General features: G+C 63.0%; 19 protein-coding genes, 1 tRNA gene and 2 pseudogenes. 10 read left to right on the top strand and 12 right to left on the bottom strand.

Annotation, left to right across the window (positions count from 1 at the left end):
- The first annotated feature begins 49 nt into the window (after positions 1-49).
- Both E0501_RS08320 and E0501_RS08315 read left to right on the top strand, forming a co-directional pair.
- Positions 50-601, top strand: a complete 552-nt coding sequence (locus E0501_RS08320) for an ActR/PrrA/RegA family redox response regulator transcription factor (RefSeq protein ID WP_137700926.1) — start codon at positions 50-52, stop codon at positions 599-601.
- A gap of 51 nt (positions 602-652) precedes the next feature.
- Positions 653-1,678, top strand: coding sequence for a glycosyltransferase family 61 protein (locus tag E0501_RS08315; RefSeq protein WP_137700925.1), 1,026 nt, complete (start codon positions 653-655; stop codon positions 1,676-1,678).
- Positions 1,679-1,801: 123 nt separating this feature from the next.
- Here the strand turns inward: E0501_RS08315 and E0501_RS08310 are convergent, their stop codons facing one another.
- Together E0501_RS08310 and E0501_RS08305 are read right to left on the bottom strand one after the other, a co-directional pair.
- A complete protein-coding gene (locus E0501_RS08310) occupies positions 1,802-2,287 on the bottom strand; it encodes a GNAT family N-acetyltransferase (RefSeq protein ID WP_137700924.1) in 486 nt (161 codons plus the stop codon).
- Between the two features lie 29 nt (positions 2,288-2,316).
- A complete protein-coding gene (locus E0501_RS08305) occupies positions 2,317-2,925 on the bottom strand; it encodes an HD domain-containing protein (RefSeq protein ID WP_137700923.1) in 609 nt (202 codons plus the stop codon).
- A 214-nt stretch (positions 2,926-3,139) separates the two neighbouring features.
- Here E0501_RS08305 and E0501_RS08300 point away from each other — a divergent pair, with 214 nt between their 5' ends.
- Positions 3,140-3,454 carry a hypothetical protein gene (locus E0501_RS08300; RefSeq protein WP_137700922.1) on the top strand — a complete coding sequence of 105 codons (315 nt, stop codon included), beginning with the start codon at positions 3,140-3,142 and terminating at the stop codon, positions 3,452-3,454.
- A 4-nt stretch (positions 3,455-3,458) separates the two neighbouring features.
- Here the strand turns inward: E0501_RS08300 and E0501_RS08295 are convergent, their stop codons facing one another.
- Positions 3,459-4,202, bottom strand: a complete 744-nt coding sequence (locus E0501_RS08295; protein WP_161594583.1) for an FkbM family methyltransferase — start codon at positions 4,200-4,202, stop codon at positions 3,459-3,461.
- A gap of 199 nt (positions 4,203-4,401) precedes the next feature.
- Here E0501_RS08295 and ahcY point away from each other — a divergent pair, with 199 nt between their 5' ends.
- Positions 4,402-5,796 (top strand): adenosylhomocysteinase, encoded by a 1,395-nt coding sequence (ahcY, locus tag E0501_RS08290; protein WP_137700920.1) that lies wholly within the window; start codon positions 4,402-4,404, stop codon positions 5,794-5,796.
- Positions 5,797-5,931: 135 nt separating this feature from the next.
- Positions 5,932-6,897 carry a ketopantoate reductase family protein gene (locus tag E0501_RS08285; RefSeq protein ID WP_137700919.1) on the top strand — a complete coding sequence of 322 codons (966 nt, stop codon included), beginning with the start codon at positions 5,932-5,934 and terminating at the stop codon, positions 6,895-6,897.
- Positions 6,898-6,906: 9 nt separating this feature from the next.
- Here E0501_RS08285 and E0501_RS08280 read toward each other — a convergent pair whose 3' ends face one another.
- On the bottom strand, positions 6,907-7,842 hold the full coding sequence (locus E0501_RS08280; RefSeq protein WP_137700918.1) for a hypothetical protein: 936 nt from the start codon (positions 7,840-7,842) through the stop codon (positions 6,907-6,909).
- Between the two features lie 257 nt (positions 7,843-8,099).
- Here E0501_RS08280 and E0501_RS08275 point away from each other — a divergent pair, with 257 nt between their 5' ends.
- Complete coding sequence (locus tag E0501_RS08275; RefSeq protein ID WP_137700917.1) at positions 8,100-8,441, top strand: DUF2853 family protein; 342 nt, start codon at positions 8,100-8,102, stop codon at positions 8,439-8,441.
- Positions 8,442-8,661: 220 nt separating this feature from the next.
- Here E0501_RS08275 and E0501_RS08270 read toward each other — a convergent pair whose 3' ends face one another.
- From E0501_RS08270 to tsaD, 5 genes are all read right to left on the bottom strand, one after another.
- Positions 8,662-9,054 (bottom strand): DUF1761 domain-containing protein, encoded by a 393-nt coding sequence (locus E0501_RS08270; protein WP_137700916.1) that lies wholly within the window; start codon positions 9,052-9,054, stop codon positions 8,662-8,664.
- Positions 9,055-9,195: 141 nt separating this feature from the next.
- Positions 9,196-9,615: an EVE domain-containing protein gene (locus E0501_RS08265; RefSeq protein ID WP_137701782.1), complete on the bottom strand. Its 420-nt coding sequence runs from the start codon at positions 9,613-9,615 to the stop codon at positions 9,196-9,198.
- Positions 9,615-9,884 carry a YciI family protein gene (locus E0501_RS08260; protein WP_137700915.1) on the bottom strand — a complete coding sequence of 90 codons (270 nt, stop codon included), beginning with the start codon at positions 9,882-9,884 and terminating at the stop codon, positions 9,615-9,617. Before E0501_RS08260 ends, E0501_RS08265 begins: the two co-directional genes overlap by 1 nt.
- On the bottom strand, positions 9,885-10,847 hold the full coding sequence (locus tag E0501_RS08255; RefSeq protein WP_137700914.1) for an NAD(P)H-dependent glycerol-3-phosphate dehydrogenase: 963 nt from the start codon (positions 10,845-10,847) through the stop codon (positions 9,885-9,887). It abuts the gene before it with no gap.
- The gene (tsaD, locus tag E0501_RS08250; RefSeq protein WP_137700913.1) at positions 10,844-11,935 is read right to left on the bottom strand and encodes a tRNA (adenosine(37)-N6)-threonylcarbamoyltransferase complex transferase subunit TsaD; all 1,092 of its coding nucleotides are present in this window, start codon (positions 11,933-11,935) and stop codon (positions 10,844-10,846) included. The genes E0501_RS08255 and tsaD overlap by 4 nt, the downstream gene beginning before the upstream one ends.
- Before the next feature lie 72 nt (positions 11,936-12,007).
- Here tsaD and E0501_RS08245 point away from each other — a divergent pair, with 72 nt between their 5' ends.
- From E0501_RS08245 to E0501_RS08230, 4 genes are all read left to right on the top strand, one after another.
- Positions 12,008-12,721 carry a uroporphyrinogen-III synthase gene (locus E0501_RS08245; RefSeq protein WP_137700912.1) on the top strand — a complete coding sequence of 238 codons (714 nt, stop codon included), beginning with the start codon at positions 12,008-12,010 and terminating at the stop codon, positions 12,719-12,721.
- Positions 12,722-12,777: 56 nt separating this feature from the next.
- Positions 12,778-14,019, top strand: a complete 1,242-nt coding sequence (locus E0501_RS08240) for a COG4223 family protein (protein WP_137700911.1) — start codon at positions 12,778-12,780, stop codon at positions 14,017-14,019.
- An 11-nt stretch (positions 14,020-14,030) separates the two neighbouring features.
- Complete coding sequence (locus E0501_RS08235) at positions 14,031-15,533, top strand: heme biosynthesis protein HemY (protein WP_137700910.1); 1,503 nt, start codon at positions 14,031-14,033, stop codon at positions 15,531-15,533.
- Positions 15,534-15,726: 193 nt separating this feature from the next.
- Positions 15,727-15,802: transfer RNA gene (locus E0501_RS08230), tRNA-Thr, on the top strand.
- Between the two features lie 250 nt (positions 15,803-16,052).
- Here E0501_RS08230 and E0501_RS21350 read toward each other — a convergent pair.
- The 3 genes and pseudogenes from E0501_RS21350 to hsdR form a co-directional block, all read right to left on the bottom strand.
- Positions 16,053-16,704: pseudogene (locus E0501_RS21350) on the bottom strand (HsdM family class I SAM-dependent methyltransferase).
- A 93-nt stretch (positions 16,705-16,797) separates the two neighbouring features.
- Positions 16,798-16,968 carry a hypothetical protein gene (locus E0501_RS21340; RefSeq protein ID WP_205123471.1) on the bottom strand — a complete coding sequence of 57 codons (171 nt, stop codon included), beginning with the start codon at positions 16,966-16,968 and terminating at the stop codon, positions 16,798-16,800.
- Positions 16,969-16,982: 14 nt separating this feature from the next.
- Positions 16,983-18,311 (bottom strand): annotated as a pseudogene (gene hsdR / locus E0501_RS08220) (EcoAI/FtnUII family type I restriction enzme subunit R); the annotation flags it as partial.
- Positions 18,312-18,391 lie beyond the last annotated feature (80 nt).

Raw genomic sequence — 18,391 nt, 5'->3', positions numbered from 1 at the left:
CGCGGGCTACAACCTATGCAACGTGAGCGCGTGAACGGGAGGAGCCTTCGTGGCCGATGAGGTTCTGGAGATTGGCGAAGACAAATCGCTGCTGATCGTCGACGATGACGAGCCGTTTCTGCGCCGCCTGGCCAAGGCGATGGAGAAGCGCGGCTTCGAAGTGGAAACCGCCAGTTCCGTGGCTGCCGGCAAGGCGATCGCCACGGCTCGGCCACCCGCCTTTGCGGTCTGCGACCTGCGGCTTGAGGATGGCAACGGGCTCGACGTGGTCGAGGTGCTGCGCGAGAAGCGGCCGGACAGCCGTATCGTGGTGCTGACCGGCTATGGCGCGATTGCCACGGCGGTGGCGGCGGTAAAGATCGGGGCGACCGATTACCTGTCGAAACCGGCCGACGCCAAGGACATCACAAACGCCCTGCTGACCCCGGATAACGAGCTGCCCCCGCCGCCGGAAAACCCGATGAGCGCGGACCGCGTGCGCTGGGAGCATATTCAGCGGGTCTATGAACTTTGCGATCGCAATGTCAGCGAAACCGCGCGGCGGCTGAACATGCACCGCCGCACGCTGCAGCGGATCCTGGCCAAGCGCAGCCCGCGGTAATCCTTGAAACACGATCCGGCATTTCCGCCCAATCCCGGTGGGGGTTGGTCGATGACGTGCCGCGAGGTGCCGGCCGCGATCATCGTGCCGCCCGCGCAGGGCGGTCTGGTGCAGGGGTGCGGGGTGCTGGATGTAGATGGCCGTTACCTGCCGCGGGGCGCGACATGGCGGCGGGAAAAGGCGATCACGGTTGAGCCCCAGCGCAAGGGGCCGGTGGAGGAGCACCTGCCGGGCCGGTGGCTGTGGGGCGGTGTTCTGTTCAATCACTTCGGCCATTTCCAGGTGGAGAGCACGGCGCGGCTGTGGCCGGTGCCGGGGCTGCGCGACAAGTTGAGTGGGGTGGTCTTTGCGGCCAGGGATCAGACGCAGCCCGAGGGGTTGCGGGCGTTCCAGGCCGATTACCTGCGGCTGTTGATTGGTGACGTGCCGGTGCGGGTGGTGACCCGGATCACGCAGGTCGATCATCTGGACGTGCCGGGGCAGGCCTTTGGCCTGGGCGATATCGCCTTTGGCACGCGGGTGTTCCGGCGGTTCGTCGATACGCATTTCGCCAGGGATATCAGGGCCGAAGGGCCGGAGCGGTTGTTTATTTCCCGTGCAAGGCAGGGGGTGAACAAGGGCGGGTTCGTGGGTGAGGAGATCCTTGACGACCGGATGGCGCGTGCGGGTTACGAAGTGTTCCATCCCGAGAGGCACGACATCGCCACGCAGGTCGCGCGATACAAGGCGGCGGAGCGGGTGGTGGGGTTGGACGGATCGGCCCTGCACCTTTACGCGATGGTCGCGAAAGCGCCGCAATGGGCGGCGGTGATCCTGCGGCGGAACCGCGGCGCGAGCCGCTCGCTGCGCCGGCATATGGAACGGTTTACCGGCACGGCGCCGCTGGTGATCGAGGCGCTGGCGCGGGTGGGATACAGCCACGGGAAGAAGCGGCTGATCTCGGCACTGGATTTCGCGGCGATCGGGACGGAGCTGATGGCGGGCGGTTTCCTGGACCAAGGGGTGGACTGGGGACCGCTGAGCGCCGAGGAAGAAGCGTGGGTGGCCGACGCGCTGGCGCGGCTGGAGGCACGTTAACCTTTTGGCACGGGCCGCGAATCAGGGGGGTGACATGCGTGCACCGCCCGGCTGACATCCGGCTGTCGGCAAAATCGGGGTTTTCGGCAGCATTAGAGACTTAACAGGGCGTGCGATGCCCTGTCAGAGATCGTAGCGCTTGAGGATTTTGTCGACGATCGTACCGTCGGCCAGCGCAACGCCTTCGCGCCGCCCCCATGTCTCGAACCCGCGCGACTGGTAATAGGCAAGGCCGCCGGAATTGTCGGCACGGATATTGGCGTTGATCCACTCATAGCCCAGGTCGCGCGCGGCGGCGGCGGTGGCCGCAAAAAGACGCGAGCCGATTCCCAACCCGGTTTCTCCGACACGCACGAAGGTGGCGATATCGCAGGCCTCGGGTGGCAGGTCGGGATATGGGCCAATCCATTGAAAGCCGAGCAGCGTGCCATCGTCATCTTCGGCCAGGTGCCACACGCCATGCACGCCGTGGCCGGCCATCTTGTCGGACAGGTCCGCCCCCGTTATCGGATCGGTCAGCGCGGTCGTTCCGCCCTGGGCAATGATCGCATTCAGAAGCTCGGCCATGGCGCGGGCATCGGCGGGGGTGGCGCGGCGGATATGGATCATGAACGGGCCTTTTCGGGCATTATTAGAGACTAAATCGCGGCCAGAAGCGTGTTGTGCCGGGCGGTGAAATCCTCGCGCACGTCTTTCGGGGGACGCAGGTGGATGTCCAGCCCCTCGATCAGCGCCGGATCCGGCTTGCCGAAAAACTTGTCCGCCTCGGCCATGGTGAACCCGGCAATCTGGGTCGCCTCCATCCAGGCGGAAACGCGGTCGGCGGCCTTGATTTTCTTCTTCACGGCCACGGGAATGGCGGCGGGCAGGCCGAAACGGATGTGAATGGCCGCGGTCAGCCTGTCATCCAGCGCGCCATAACCCGGCCCGACCGCCGCCTTGACCGGCGAAATCATGTCGCCGATCACGTATTCGGGCGCGTCGTGCAGAAGCGCGGCAAGGCGCCATTTCGGGGGCGATTTCGGCTCTAACCTTGCGTAAATCGCTTCGACCAGAAGGGAATGTTCGGCCACGGAATAGGGCCAGTCGCCCATCGTCTGCCCGTTCCAGCGCGCCACGAAAGCAAGGCCGTGGGCGATGTCCTCGATCTCGATATCCATCGGCGTGGGATCGAGCAGATCAAGCCGGCGGCCCGACAGCATACGTTGCCAGGCGCGGGGCGGGGCGGATTTTCGGGCGGCTGCCATGTTTTCGTCAAACTCCGATATTGCACGCCCTTTTTCTGCCACATTCAGGGCGCAGAATGAACTTATTGGGATTACCTGCTGCCACAAAGCCCGACAAGACCGGAGAACCGGCACGGGCTTTGGGTGATCGCCGTAAAATAAACGAGCCGCCGGGCGCGCAGTCTCTCTCCCTGCGCTGCCCGGCGATCGAAGCAGTACGAAAGGAGCAGGTCCCATGCTCAACAGACTAGTTGCCCTGGGGTTGGGGATCGGCGCGGTGCTGACCGCGATTCCGGCCCATGCCGAAAACTGTGCCATGCGGGATCAGGTGGTGCAGCGGCTGGAGCAGGACTATGCCGAGCAGTTGACCGGCGGCGGGCTGAACGATGCGACAGACGGTGAGGCGGTTGTCGAGGTCTGGGCATCGCCCGAGACCGGCACCTTTACCGTTCTGATGACCACGGCCGAGGGGCTGAGCTGTGTGCTGGCCACCGGAACGGACTGGTTTGCGCAATCGCCTGTGCAGATGCCGGCGGGGCTGAAAAGCTGAGCTCTCAGGCCGGCAGGAAAATACCGTTTCTTTCGATCTCGCCGACGCAGCGATAGCCGGCCTTTGGCGCGAGACGGTTGAGGGTTTCGGCAAAGGCGCGGTTGCGCCACGCCTTGCCGGATTCCAGCACCACGAGCGGCGCGTGATCGTTCAGGATGCGCGCGCTGCCGGCCAGCGCGTTCTGTTCGAAACCTTCCACATCGAGGTGTAACAGAGACACTTTGCGTGATTTCGGCACCAGCGAGTCGATGGTGACGAGCGGCACGCTGATCGCGCGCTGATCGTCGGCTTCCATGTCAGTGACGATCTTTTCGCCCGCGGCGATCTTCTTGCCCGAGGGGCGGGCGATCTGAAGCGTGACCGTGGACTCTTCGGCGCCGACGGCGACACGGTGCAGGGCGACATTGCCCAGACCGTTCAGGCGCATGGTTTCCTGCGCGGCGACGAAGCTGACCGGCACCGGCTCGAAACTGTGCAGTCGTGCCTTGGGGGCGAGGTTTTCGCACAGCGCCGGGAAGAAATCACCGATGAAGGCGCCACCGGTGACGATGTCGCCGTTGCCCAGATGGCGGCGCAGGAAACGCAGGGTGCGCGGCTCGTAGACCTTGCCGTTTTGCAGCAGGGTTGGAATGCCCCGGCCGCGATATTCATCCGGAACGCAGTAAAATCCGTATTCATTGGCGAACACGGAATGCGGGATATCGGAGATATCGGGAAGGGCCTGATCGGCCTTGGTATCTTTCGGCATGTTTCCTGCCTTTTTTACTGCTCTGCGCCAAAGTTTATGCGGATTGTGTGCAAAGGCAAGGAATGATAGGTGCGTGCCGAACCCTTTGCGGTTTCGGGGCATCGGTATTTGCCCGGGCCGAAAACCGCATCCGACATGATTTGACCAGCCAGATCCCACGGCGCGTGCACGCGGGTAAGGCGAGACGGAGCAGCGCGAGATGACAACCGATTATATCGTCAAGGACATCAACCTGGCCGAGTTCGGCCGCAAGGAAATTGCAATTGCCGAGACCGAGATGCCCGGCCTGATGGCCCTGCGCGAGGAATATGGCGCGGCGCAGCCGTTGAAGGGTGCGCGGATTGCCGGCAGCCTGCACATGACGATCCAGACGGCGGTGTTGATCGAGACGCTGGTGGCGCTGGGTGCCGATGTGCGCTGGGCCTCGTGCAACATCTTCTCAACCCAGGATCACGCGGCGGCGGCGATTGCCGCGGGCGGCACGCCGGTTTTCGCCATCAAGGGCGAGACCCTGCCGGAATACTGGGACTATGCCGACCGCATTTTCCAGTTCGAGGAAGGTGGCGCGAACATGATCCTGGACGATGGCGGCGATGCGACGCTTTACATTCTGATCGGCGCGCGGGTCGAGGAAGGCGAGACCGACCTGATCGAGAACCCGCAGAGCGAGGAAGAAGAGGCGCTGTTTGCGCAGATCAAGAAACGCCTGGCCGAAAGCCCCGGCTGGTTCGTGAAACAGCGCCACATGATCAAGGGTGTTTCCGAGGAAACCACCACCGGGGTGCACCGTCTTTACAAGATGATGGAAAAGGGCCACCTGCCCTTCCCGGCGATCAACGTCAACGACAGCGTGACCAAGTCGAAATTCGACAACAAGTACGGCTGCAAGGAAAGCCTGGTTGATGGTATTCGCCGCGCCACCGATACGATGATGGCCGGCAAGGTCGCCGTGGTCTGCGGCTATGGCGACGTGGGCAAGGGCAGCGCAGCGAGCCTGCGCGGCGCGGGCGCCCGCGTGAAGGTGACCGAGATCGACCCGATCTGCGCGCTGCAGGCGGCGATGGACGGGTTCGAGGTGGTCACGCTGGAAGACGTGGCGCCGAGCGCGGATATCTTCATCACCACCACCGGCAACCGCGACGTGATCCGCATCGAGCACATGCGTGAGATGAAGGACATGGCGATCGTCGGCAACATCGGCCACTTTGATAACGAGATCCAGGTGGCCGCGCTGAAGAACCACAAATGGACCAACATCAAGGACCAGGTGGACATGATCGAGATGCCGAATGGCAACCGGATCATCCTGCTCAGCGAAGGCCGCCTGTTGAACCTGGGCAATGCCACCGGCCACCCGTCCTTTGTGATGTCGGCGAGTTTTACCAACCAGGTCCTGGCGCAGATCGAGCTGTGGACCAAGGGCGCGGAATACGCCAACGAGGTCTACGTGCTGCCCAAGCACCTGGACGAGAAGGTGGCCAAGCTGCACCTGGAGCGGATCGGCGTGAAGCTGAGCCAGCTGAGCGCGGAGCAGGCCGATTACATCGGCGTCAGCCCCGAGGGCCCGTTCAAGCCCGAGCATTACCGTTATTGATCTGACCAGACCGGTCGACAAGAACGCCGTCCCGGACCGGGGCGGCGTTTTCTTTTGGCGGTCCGGGCTGTTGTCGGGTGGCGGCGCGCGATAGTCTGTCCCAGCGAAACAGGACGAACCGGCGGAGGCAGGGCCATGCGGATCATTATTTACGGCGTTGGAGCGGTGGGCGGTGCGGCCGCCGCTGCGCTGATCGAGAACGGGCAGGAGGTGATCGGCATCGCGCGCGGTGCGCAGCTGGCCGCGATCCGGACCGATGGGCTGCGCATGCGATCGCCGCAGTTTGACAAGGTGGTACAGTTCGAATGCGTCTCTGATCCGGCGGAAATCGCCTTTCACGCGGATGACATGATCCTGCTCTGCATGAAGACGCAGGACACGCCGCCCGCACTGGAGGCGCTGCGCGCCGCGGGCGTGAATGAGCAGCCGGTTTTCTGCCTGCAGAACGGGGTGGAGAACGAACGCATGGCGCTGCGCGTGTTCCCCAATGTGCATGGGGTGACGGTGATGCTGCCTGCCGGGTTGCACGGGCCGGGCCAGGCGGTGGCCTATTGCGAGCCCAAGTTCGGCATGTTCGATATCGGGCGCTATCTGGGGGGCCATGATGCGGATGACGCACGGCTGGCCAAGTCGTTCGAGGGCAGCATGATCGAGCCTTTCGTGCAGGACGACGTGATGGCCAGCAAGTACGGCAAGCTGCTGTTGAACCTGTCGAACATCACCCAGGCCGCGCTGGGCCGCGGGGTAGAGACCGAGGAGATCGGCGAGGCGCTGCGCGAAGAGGCGCTGGCGGCCTATGAGGCCAATGGCATCGCCTGGATGAACCTGGGCAAGGGTGATCCGCGGCGGGACCGGTTCATGAATTTCGGCACCGTGCCGGGGATCGACAATGCGGGCGGTTCGACCCTGCAGAGCCTGGCGCGCGGGGCAGGATCGGTTGAGACAGACTACCTCAACGGTGAGATTGCGCTTCTGGGGCGGATGGCCGGTGTGCCGACGCCGGTGAATGCCGCGATGGTGCGGCTGGGTGCGAAACTGGCGCGCGAGGGCGCCGCGCCGGCCTCGATGACGCTGGACGATCTGCGGCGGTTTGTCGGCTGACGCCGGAACCTAGCCGCCGACCCAGCGATTGAGCCCGGCAAGATCGGTTTTTTTCAACAGCTCTTCGACGGCCGAGAGCTGGGCGGTGCCCTTGAAGGTGATTACCAGGTCGGGCGAGAGCGGCACGGCGACATGCAGGTTGTCGATCTGCCGCAAACGGAAGTTGCGCGGTGCATTGCGCAGTTTCTGGGATTCGGGCGACGGGTTGGTGAGCAGAAGCGCCGGCAGCCCTGCGATGGTGACACGGTCAAACTGGCTTTGATCGTGGTTACCGTAGTCGGCGCGCATCAGGTGCCCGACCCAGCCGCCTGTGCCGTTCTGCAGCATTCTGGCAGGGGGACGATGCCGCAGCTCGACCTCGAGGTACGTGCGCTCACCGGGGTTGAGGAAGATCGCGGAGCTGAGCACGCGGGCGCCGCGGCGCAGTTCGGAGCTGTTTTCCGGATCCGAGAACACCGCGAGAAATTCCATCAGCGGCATGTAGCCGGCATTGCCCGAAAGCAGTTCGTTCTTTTCGGAAAAGACGGTCTGAAGCCGTGTCTTGACTTGCGGATAGCGGGCATCCCACGTGTTCACCCGCACCCAGCCCCAGGGCGATTGAGGCAGGTAGCGCAGCATCGAGGCGGTATAGGGCTCGGCGCCTTGAAGCACACCGATACTGCTGCTTTGGGCAAGGACGGGTGCCGGCAGGTCGTGGAGAAAGCGCGAGGTCAGTTTTTCGGCGGATTCGCGCGATACGGTGGACATGAAGTGAAGCCCGACAAGAACCGCGCCCACGAAACCCGCGACGGCGGCGATCAGGTAATAGAGGTTGGGACAGCGTTTTCCGGGCCCTTGGCGGGCTTGTATGCGCCGCAGACTTCGCGGGCGGACCCCTGTGCCAGGGCCTGAAGCCGTGGCGCCGATCCTGCTGAGTCGCGCGTTGAAATCCCGTTTATCGGCCATTGTGGTGTATCTGCCCGTACTCGTTGCTGCTATCCCCGCGTGACAACCTACGCACGATTTGCGGAAAGAATTTGACGGAAAAGGTGCAGAAACGGGGAAAACGGGAACCTGGTTAACCGGGGCGTCGGCAGCGACCATACGGGGAATCGGCAGCAAGTTTTCCCTTTGTGCGCGCAGATTCAGGCGTTAGTCTGCAAATCAGCGCCAACAGGGGCTTTTGTTAACAGGCAGGAATGCCAGAAGGTGGGAGAAACATCATGGGTAAGCGCGACGAGCTGATTGCGAAATACGCGGACGATCTGAAGAACAAGTGTGGCATGACGCCGGATATGGACCTGCTGACCAAGGTGACCATCGGGTGCGGCCCGGCGATCTACAATGACGATGCTTCGACCGTGGCGGCAACCCAGGAAAGCGAGCTGGAAACCGTGAAGAACAACTTCCTGATCAAGAAACTGGGCCTTGCGGACGGTCCGGCGCTGATGGACGCGATCAACTCGGTTCTCGACACCTATGGCCGCAGCGAGCGCAACAAGTACCGCGCTGTGGTCTACTACATGCTGACCAAGCATTTCGGCAAGGAATCGGTCTACGGCTGATCCCGGCCTCCAGTCAGGAAAGCGCCCGCCCTGGTGGCGGGCGTTTTTCATTTGAGGTGCATTCTAAGCACTTGGAATTTGCGCGACGCGCTGCCGTATTCTAAGGTCAACCTGCCCGCGCCAGGATGGCCGGACCCAGTTCAGAATTCACGTGTGGTGTGTAGGGAGCACGTGGGGAAACGGAGGGTTCAGGTCTGGCCGGGACCCTCCGTTCATTTTTTCAGAACAGCTCGAGCATGAAGCCGATTATGGCGCAGCCGAAGGTGGCATAACCGCCGTCGATCAGGGTGAGCCGGAACGGGCGATCGCCATAGGCGTTGTTGATCATGATCCATGGCCCGATGAAAAAGAGCCCGATACCGAGCCCTGAAACGAGGCCCTTCAACGCCGTGTCGATGCCCGCCATCGCGAATGTGTGCCGCATCATCCCGGCCACGACGACCATCGCGATTGCCGACAGGATGAAGGGGGTTGCGCTGCTGTTGAGGGGTTTGCCCTGATCATCGCAGGCAATACCGGCGGCCGAGATCCAGGGTTTCGACAAGGTCATGTACCAGATCGCGCCGAAGATATAGCTGGCCGCCGCCGCGGCCAGAACACTGACAAGTCCCATGCTGGTCTCCTGTTGCGCAGGTTGCATGGAAACTGTGCGACATGGCGATGCGATTGCCCAGCTCTTTTCGCGCGGGCCGCGCGGTGACCGGGGACGCCTTCGGCGGGAGTATTTGGGGCAAGATGAAGGGTCGGGCAGTCGTCAGGGGGTGACGCCGGCCATCTCGCAAAGGATGTTCCACTCCTCTTCGGTGACCGGTTGGACCGAGAGGCGCGAGTTCTTGACCAGCACCATGTCGGCCAGGCGCGGATCGTTTTTGATTTCATCGAGCGTGACCGGGCGGGCGACCGGTTGCACCGCCTTGATATCCACGCATTCCCAGCGCGGATCATCGGTGGTGGAATCGGGGTGCGCCTCGGCGATGACCTCGACAATGCCGACGATGCGCTTTTCGTTGACCGAGTGGTAGAAGAAGCCGCGATCGCCCACGGACATTTCGCGCATGAAGTTGCGGGCCTGGTAGTTGCGCACGCCATCCCATTCCTCGCCCTTGTCGCCGCGGGCGAGCTGGTCGTCCCAGCCCCAGGTGTTCGGTTCGGATTTGAAGAGCCAGTAGCGCATCAGCCGATGACCTTTTTCCATTCGATCAGGTTGACCGACTCGAAAAGGCCCGCCCTGGCATAGGGATCGTTGTCGGCCCAGGTTTGCGCGGCCTCCATCGTTTCGACATCGAGGATGACGAGCGAGCCCGCCATTTCGCCGTCGATCAGGAGCGGGCCGGCCTGCGCGACGAGGCCGGTTTCCTCGATATAGGCGAGGTGGGCGGCGCGGTTTTCGAGGCGCAGCTGGAGCGCGCCGGGTTTGTCGCGGGCGATGAGAGCAACGAGCATTTATTCCTCCTTCAGGGGTCGGGATAGCAGGGATTGCAGGGCCTCGGTCACGCTGCAACGGCCATCGCAGAGCGCGGCGACGGCCGAACAGATCGGCATGTCGACATCGAGTTCCGCCGCCCAATCGGTGACGGCATGGGCGGTGGCAACGCCTTCGACGGTGGTATCGCCGTCAAAGGGATCGCCGCGGCCAAGCGCCAGGCCAAAGCGATAGTTGCGCGACAGGTCGGACGTACAGGTGAGGGTGAGATCGCCGAAGCCCGACAGACCCATGAGGGTTTCGGGCCGGGCGCCGAGTTTATGGGCAAGGCGCTGCATTTCGGCAAAGCCGCGCGTCATCAGCGCAGCGCGCGCGCTTTCGCCCAGGCCCACGCCGATACAGGCGCCGGCGGCGATGGCAATCACGTTTTTCAGCGCGCCGCCGAGTTCGGCGCCGAGCGCATCGGTCGTGCGGTAAATTCGCAGGTTGGGCGTTGTTAGAGCCTGTTGAAGGCTTTTTCCGGCGGCGTCATCGGCACAGGCCAGCGTCAGCGCCGTGGGCAGACCGCGCGCGATATCGGCCGCAAAGCTGGGCCCGGTGAGGATCGCGGGCAGCGCATCCGGCGCATGACGCGAGATGGTTTCGACCGGGCCGAGATGGGTTTCCAGGTCGATCCCCTTGCAGCAGGCAATCAGCGGGCGCGCGCCCAACATGGCGGCGTGGGTTTCGAGAAAACCGCGCAGTTTCTGCATCGGCACCGAGATCAGCACGGGCGTTCCGGCCGGAAGCGCGGCGAGATCATCGGCAAGCAGGACGTTTTCGGGCAGTTTCACGCCCGGCAGGCGGCGGGTATTCTGCCGGGTGTTGCGCATTTCGGCGATATGGGCCGGATCATGCGACCAGAGCAGCAGGTCATCGCCGTTACGGGCCAGAGACACCGCCAGCGCGGTGCCGAAAGCGCCCGATCCCAGGATTGCGATCATGCCTTGGCCCCCTTCTTGCCCGAACCCAGCAGCGCCGGGCGGGAATTGTCGAGCGGCCAGCGCGGGCGGGCCACGAGCGTCATGTCATCGGTTTCGCCGGCGGCAAAGCGTTCCAGACCGGCATAGGCGATCATCGCCGCGTTGTCGGTGCAAAGCGCGAGCGGCGGGGCAAGGAAGCGGGTGCCGTTCCCAGCCGAAACAGTCTCTAACCTGGCCCGGATTGCGGTATTGGCCGCGACACCACCGGCCACCGCCAGAACCGGCTGTGCCGGGCTTTCGGCAAGATAGATGGCAAGCGCCCGCGCGGTTTTTTCCGCCAGCACATCGACAACGGCGGCCTGGAACGAGGCGCAGAGATCGGCGCGGTCCTGTTCGGTGAGCCCGCCCTTGTCGGTGATGAGTTCATCGCGGGCGCGCAGAAGCGCGGTTTTCAGCCCCGAGAAGGACAGATCGCAACCCGGCCGATCCAGCAACGGGCGGGGAAAGCGGAAGCGTTTGGGATCACCGCGCGTGGCCTCGGCCTGAACCGACGGGCCGCCGGGCTGTGGCAGGCCCAGGAGACGGGCGGTTTTGTCGAATGCCTCGCCCGGGGCATCGTCAATCGTGCCGCCGAGGCGCGAGAAATCGTCATGCCCACGCACCAGAAGGAACTGGCAATGCCCGCCCGAGACGAGAAGCATGAGATAGGGAAAGGCGATACCATCGGTGAGCCGTGGGGTCAGCGCGTGGCCGGCAAGGTGGTTCACGCCGATCAAGGGCTTGCCCGATCCCGCCGACAGGCCCTTGGCGCACATCACGCCCGACAGCACACCGCCGATCAGGCCCGGCCCGGCAGTGACGGCGATGGCATCGACATCCGAAAGGGCCGTATTGGCCTGAGTCAGAGCCTGTTTTACGCATTCGTCGAGCCGTTCGGCATGGGCGCGGGCGGCAATTTCCGGCACGACGCCGCCAAAGGCCGCATGCAGATCGGCCTGGCCCTGAACGACCGAGGAGAGCACGCGTGCATCCCCCGGCACGCCGCGCACCACCGCGGCGGCGGTGTCGTCACAGCTGCTTTCCAGCCCGAGGATGGTGAGTTGCCCCATGGTGTTTCCGTTGCGTGGCCCCTTTGTGGCAGGTAACACCGGACGGAAGCCGATAACAACTCTTGCCTGCCGATGCCCCTTATCCTGCTGACCCGCCCGGAAGAGCCCGCCCGGCAGTTTGCCGAGGCGCTGCGCGCGCGCCTTGGGGACGTGGAGGTGGTGATTTCGCCGCTGTTGCGGATCGAGTGGGTAAAGGCGGATCTGCCGGCAGGCGTGCCTGTTTTCACCTCGGCCAACGGGGTCGAGGGGTTTCTGCGATCGGGCGGCGTGGCGGTGGGTGCCTGCTGGTGCGTGGGCGATGTCACCGCGCGGGTGGCCGACCGTGCAGGCTTTGATGCGCGTTCGGCAGGCGGCGATGCCGATGCGCTGGTGGCGGCCATCCTGACGAGCGGCGAGGCGGGGCCGTTTGTGCATCTGCGCGGCGAACATGCGCGCGGTGACGTGGCCAACAGGTTGCGCGCGGCGGGACGGGCGGCGCAGGACGTGGTGGTTTACGCGCAAACTGCCCAAGGTTTGAGCGATGCGGCGCGCACCATGCTGCAAGGCGAAAAACCTGTAATCGTTCCCCTTTTCTCGCCCCGCACGGCACAGCAGTTTGCACAAGAGACGGCGCATGCGCCCCTGTTCGTGGCCGTGATGAGCACGGCAGTGCGCGAGGCGCTGGGAGATTGCGCGGTGCGCGCGCTGCGAGAAGCCGCGCGCCCGGATGCCGAGGCGATGGCCGAGGCGGTGGAGGGACTGTTCGACGCAGCGCTGCGCCTTGAGGGTGCGGGGGGTGGCAAGTAAGATCGGTAGCGTTGCGCAATTTTGACCCGCAGACAGATTCGGGAAGGTGGTTTTAGGTGGCGAAGAAAAAGAAATCGGATGAAACCCCGGAAGCGGCATCGGAAGAGGTGCAGGACGCGGTCGAGGAAAGCGTGACCGAGGCGCCGGAAGAGACCGAAACGCCCGAAGACGATGCACAGCCCGAACAGGTTGAGGCGGAGGCCGAAGAGGCAAGCGATGTGGCAGACGCGGCCGAGGCGCCGGTGGAAGACGCCCCTGCCGAAGAAGCGCCGGAGCCCGTGGAAGAGACCGCCGAGGAAACCATTGCGCCATTGCCTGCGCCCCAGCCCGAGCCGGTGGTGATCCGCAAGGGCGGGTTTTTCCCCATGCTGCTGGGCGGGATCGCGGCCGCGGTGATCGGCTTTGGTGCGGCGCGCTATGTGCTGCCCGAGGGCTGGCCCTGGCCCGGTGCGGGCGACGACGCGTTCGAAACGGAAGTGACCGGCAAGCTGGACCAGCAGGCCGAGGCGATTGCCGCGCTGGAAGCCCGCGAGCCCGACCTGAGCCCGATCGAGAATCACCTGGGCGGGTTGCAGGACGCCGTCGATACGCTGGCCGGGCGGGTCGACAGCGCCGCGGCGCGGCTGGATGGGTTCGAGGCGCGGCTGACCGACCTGGAAAAACGCCCGATCACCGAGGGCGCCTCGCCTGCGGCGGTGGCGGCCTATGAGCGTGAGCTGAAGGCGCTGCAGGAGGCGATGGCGGCGCAGCGCGCCGAGATCGAACAACTGGCCAAGGAGGCGGCCGCCAAGGAAGCCAGTGCCGAGATGACCGCGCAGGAGGCCGCGCAGCGTGCGGCGGTGACGCGGATCCTGACGGCGCTGGATACCGGCACCGGCTTTGCCGATGCGGCGGCTGACCTGGGCGCGCTGGGGGTGAGCCTGCCCGGCGAACTGTCCGCCGTCGCGCAGGACGGCGTGGACTCGATAGCCGATCTGGCCGATGCCTTCCCCGAGGCCGCCCGCGCGGCGCTGGCAGTGGCGCGCAAGGATGAACAGGGCGGCGGGTTCGGCGCCTTTCTGAAAAACCAGCTGGGCGCGCGGTCGCTGGAGCCGCGGGAGGGCGATGATGCCGATGCGGTGCTGAGCCGTGTTGAGGCGGCGGTGAAAGAAGGCCGCCTGACCGATGCGATGGCCGAGCTGGAAACCCTGCCCGAGGACGCACGTGCCGAGATGAGCGGCTGGCTGGCGCGGGCCGAGGCGCGCGCCAAGGCCGTGGCCGCCGCCGAGGCGCTGAGCGCCGATCTGAATTCGAACTGAGGATAACGAAAATGCTGTGGTCGCTTATCAAGATTGTTCTTTTCGTTGTCCTGGTCGCCGCGGCGACGCTGGGGGCGGGTTACCTGCTGGAAATGGAGGGCGGTGTGCGCATCGCCTTTGGCGGGCAGGAATACACGCTGACCCCGCTGAAAACCGTGATCGCGATGATCCTGCTGGTGATCGCGGTGTGGCTTTTCCTGAAACTGTTCAGCCTGCTGATCGCGGTTCTGAAATTCCTCAACGGCGATGAAACCGCGCTGTCGCGCTGGTTCGACCGCAACCGCGAACGCAAGGGATACAACGCGCTGAGCGAAGGCATGCTGGCGCTGGCCTCGGGTGAGGGGCGGTTGGCGCTGGCGAAGGCCAGCAAGGCCGAGAAATACCTGCGCAAACCGGAACTGACCAGCCTTCTGACTGCGCAGGCCGCTGAACTGGCGGGCGACACGAAGAAGGCCGAACAGGTCTACAAGCGGCTGCTCGAACATGACTCGACCCGGTTCGTCGGCGTGCGCGGGATCTTGAAGCAGAAGCTGGCCGAGGGGAAAACCGACACGGCGCTGAAACTGGCCAAGACGGCGTTCGCGCTGAAACCCAGCCACGCGGAAACCCAGGACGTGCTGTTGCAGTTGCAGGCGGAAACCGCCGATTGGAAAGGCGCGCGCGAGACGCTGGATGCGAAGCTGCGCCATGGCACCCTGCCGCGGGACGTGCACAAGCGGCGCGAGGCGGTGCTGGCCCTGCAGGAAGCCAAGGACGTGATCGCCGAGGGCGCCACCATCGAGGCGCGCGAGGCCGCGATCGAGGCCAACCGCCTGTCGCCCGACCTGGTTCCGGCGGCGGTGATGGCGGCGCGCACCTATATCGAACAGGGCAAGCCGCGCTATGCCGCCCGGGTAATCAAGAAAGCGTGGGAGGCCGCGCCGCACCCGGACCTGGCCGCCGCCTTTGCCGAGATCGCGCCCGACGAAACCCCGGCGCAGCGCCTGAAACGGTTCCGCCAGCTGACCAAGATCCATCCCGATCATCGCGAGACCAGGCTCTTGTTGTCGGAACTGAACATCGCGGCCGAGGATTTCCCGCAGGCCAAGCGCGAGCTGGGTGACCTGATCGAGAAGGACCCGGATGCGCGCGTCTTTACCATCATGGCGGCGATCGAACGCGGCGAGGGTGCATCGGACGCGGTGGTGAAGGGCTGGCTGGCCCGCGCGCTGAGCGCGCCGCGCGGCCCGCAATGGGTGTGCGACAAGTGCCACCATATTCATGCCGAATGGGGCCCGGTCTGCGCCAATTGCGGCGCGCTCGATACGCTGAGCTGGACCGCGCCGCCGCAGGCGGAGGTGGCGATGCCCACGGGCACCGAGATGCTGCCGCTGATCGTCGGCGCAATCGAGGACAAGTCCGACGAGCCTGTCCCGGACGAGGGCGACGACACCGTCGAGGCCGAGATCGTGGATGTCGAGGAGGTTCTGACCGAACCGGCACCCGAACCGGTGCCGCACAAGGCGGAAAAATAGGTCTTTCCCACGGGCGGGTGCGGTGCTATAGCCGCGCCGCACAGGACGCATGTCCGGGGCCGCTGTAGCTCAGCTGGTAGAGCACGTCATTCGTAATTAGCGGGTCCGCTCGCAAACTACGTTTGAGACCAGTTGGTTAGGCGCGGCGTGCTGTAACTAGTAGGGCCATAGTAGGGCCGCGACAGAGAAGGATGCCGGTGTAGCTCAGCTGGTAGAGCACGTCATTCGTAATGATGGGGTCGGGGGTTCGAGTCCCTTCACCGGCACCATCCTTCTCAAGAAGTCAAATGATTGGGTCGGTTGCCAGCGATAACCTGCAGTGGCTAGTCAAACCGCACCAACAATCCTTTCGACACTGCGGAATATTTGCTCAAAGGCCACGAAGTGCTCAGCGGGAACACCCGGCACGATCTCTTTTGCGAAGTGAACCTTGTCGCCAATGAAACGGGTGAAGCGTTCAGGGCGCGACTGATCGACCTCAAAGTGAGCGTCCAGATCAGGAACTCCATAAAATAGAAGCTATATGGTTAAAAGAGAGCGCCCTGCGTAGTGGCCGCCCGTATCTCCAAACAGGAACCCGTCAGGTAAGACTACCGCTGCCCGGCCATGTTTCTTAAGTCGCCGCTTGATAACGGCAATGAACAGGTCGGCGGTTTCTCGTGTGCAGTAGGTGGCAGGGAAGTTCTTTTCGATGCCATCTTCTTCGATGCCACCGAAGGGAGGGTTGGTGATGATGACGTCCACCCGGTCCCGTTCGGAAATTCCTGTGTAGGGATAGCTGAGAGTGTTATCGAGTTGGATGTGCTGAGGCGTGTCGATCCCATGTAGGATCATGTTTGTGATGCACAGCATGAAGGGGAGCGGCTTCTTTTCGACGCCCCTGATGGTGCGAGCCAAAGCCTCCCGATCCTTGCTGGTTTTCACATAGTTTTCGACCTTGTGATCTATCGCGCATGTCAGGAAGCCACCGGTGCCGCAGGCCGGGTCAAACACCATTGGGGTCCACACGGTTCACAATGAACTTTGTCACTGCGCGAGGGGTGTAGAACTCGCCGGCGTTCCCCGCGCTCTGCAGGTCACGCAGGATTTGTTCGTAAATGCCTCCGAAGGTGTGCCAGTCACCCGAGTTATTGAAGTCGATCTCGTTGATCTTGTTGATGACCTGGCGCATGAGCGTGCGAGACTTCATGTAGTTGTAGGCATCTGCGAAGACGCGCTGGATGACCTGGGCCTGTTCTCTCTTTGGGCTGTTCAGCAGGTCCTGCTACTTGAGCTTCCGAAACAGGATATTCTGTACAAAGTGGTAGAGCTCGTCGCCTGTCATCCCCTCGCGCTTGCCCGCCCAGTTGCGCCAGCGAAGATGCTCGGGAAGCGGCGACTGATAGTCGTCCTCAACGTACTCAAGTTCGGCTTCGCGATCGTCAAAGATCTTCAAGAAGAACATCCAACCTTTCGCATGCGCTCGGCGTGGTCGATGTCCTCACAGAAAACGATGGTCTTTGAGAATGGGTCCGTCGCCCTCAAAAGCTGCATCACTCGGTTGGCAACGAGCTTGGTTCGCTGATTCAAGACCAGAATTCGGTCCATATCTTGGCGGTTGTATTGGCGATCCTCGATCTCCGCCCCGAGGTCGTCGGTCATACCCGGTGGCGGTGTCCAGCCCTCAACGTCTCGATCGATATCGATCTTCACCACTTTGTAGGGGGCCAGGAAGCCATCATCGATGCCTTGTTTAAGGCTGTATGTGTAAACAGGTTCGCCGAAATAGGTCGTGCTGGATACGTACTTGGTTTCCTTGGGTGTGGCCGTCAGACCGACCTGAATTGCTTCAGAAAAGTAGTCCAGGATTTCGCGCCAGGCGGCATCGTCGGCGGCGCTACCGCGGTGGCACTCATCGATGACGATCAGGTCAAAGAAGTCACGGGAAACGGTCTTGAACACTTTGTCGGCTTCGTCAGGACCGGTGAGTGACTGATAGAGACCGAGGTGAATCTCGTAAGACGGGTCGATTGTTCGGTTACGAACTTTGGCCATGACAGCGCCAAACGGCTTGAAGTCATTCACGAGCGTCTGATCAACGAGCACGTTGCGGTCTGCGAGGAAGAGGATGCGCTTTGCCTGTCCCGCTTTCCATAGCCGCCAGATGATCTGAAACGTTGTGTAGGTCTTACCCGTCCCGGTGGCCATGACGAGAAGAACACGGTTCTTCCCCTTCGCTACCGTCTCGATAGTGCGGTTGATGGCCTCGACTTGGTAGTAGCGCGGCTCCTTTCCAGAGGTGTCCTCATGATACGGTTGTAGGACAAGTTTTTCCTCCTCGTCCTCGATTCCGCGAAACTTCTTGTATCTTTTCCAAAGCTGCCCGGGGGTCGGAAACTCATCGAGTGAGAATTCCGCTTCGATGTCTTCTCCAGCCTCCGGCACTTTATTGTGCCCGGCAAAATCATCTCCATTGGAGCTAAATGCGCTCGGAACGTTCAAAATTTCTGCATAACCCAATGCCTGCTGTAACCCGTGGCTGACGCCAACGTTGTTGTCCTTTGCCTCGACAACGCCAATTGGAACTGACGGCTCCCAAGAAAGGACATAATCAGCGAATTTCTTTTTCTTCTTATTTCGGGAAGACATATTCCCACGAACTATAACGGGGCCCGGAGTAAGGGTCACTTCACGCCGTATTTGCGTCATTGGATCCCAACCGGAATTACGAATAGATGGCGAAATAAAAAGATCGCAAATATCGCTTTCGCTAAGCTTCTTCTTTTCTCGCGCGTCCATCGAAATGAGTTCAGTTCCATGCATTTGGAAAGGGCTGTCGCAGGATACCGTATGAGACGAAAGTTGCTATAGCAAACCTA

Source organism: Marimonas lutisalis, assembly GCF_005434965.1.
Taxonomy (GTDB): domain Bacteria; phylum Pseudomonadota; class Alphaproteobacteria; order Rhodobacterales; family Rhodobacteraceae; genus Marimonas_A; species Marimonas_A lutisalis.
Note: the sequence above shows the minus strand (reverse complement) of the source record. Positions and strands in the feature narration are given on the sequence as shown.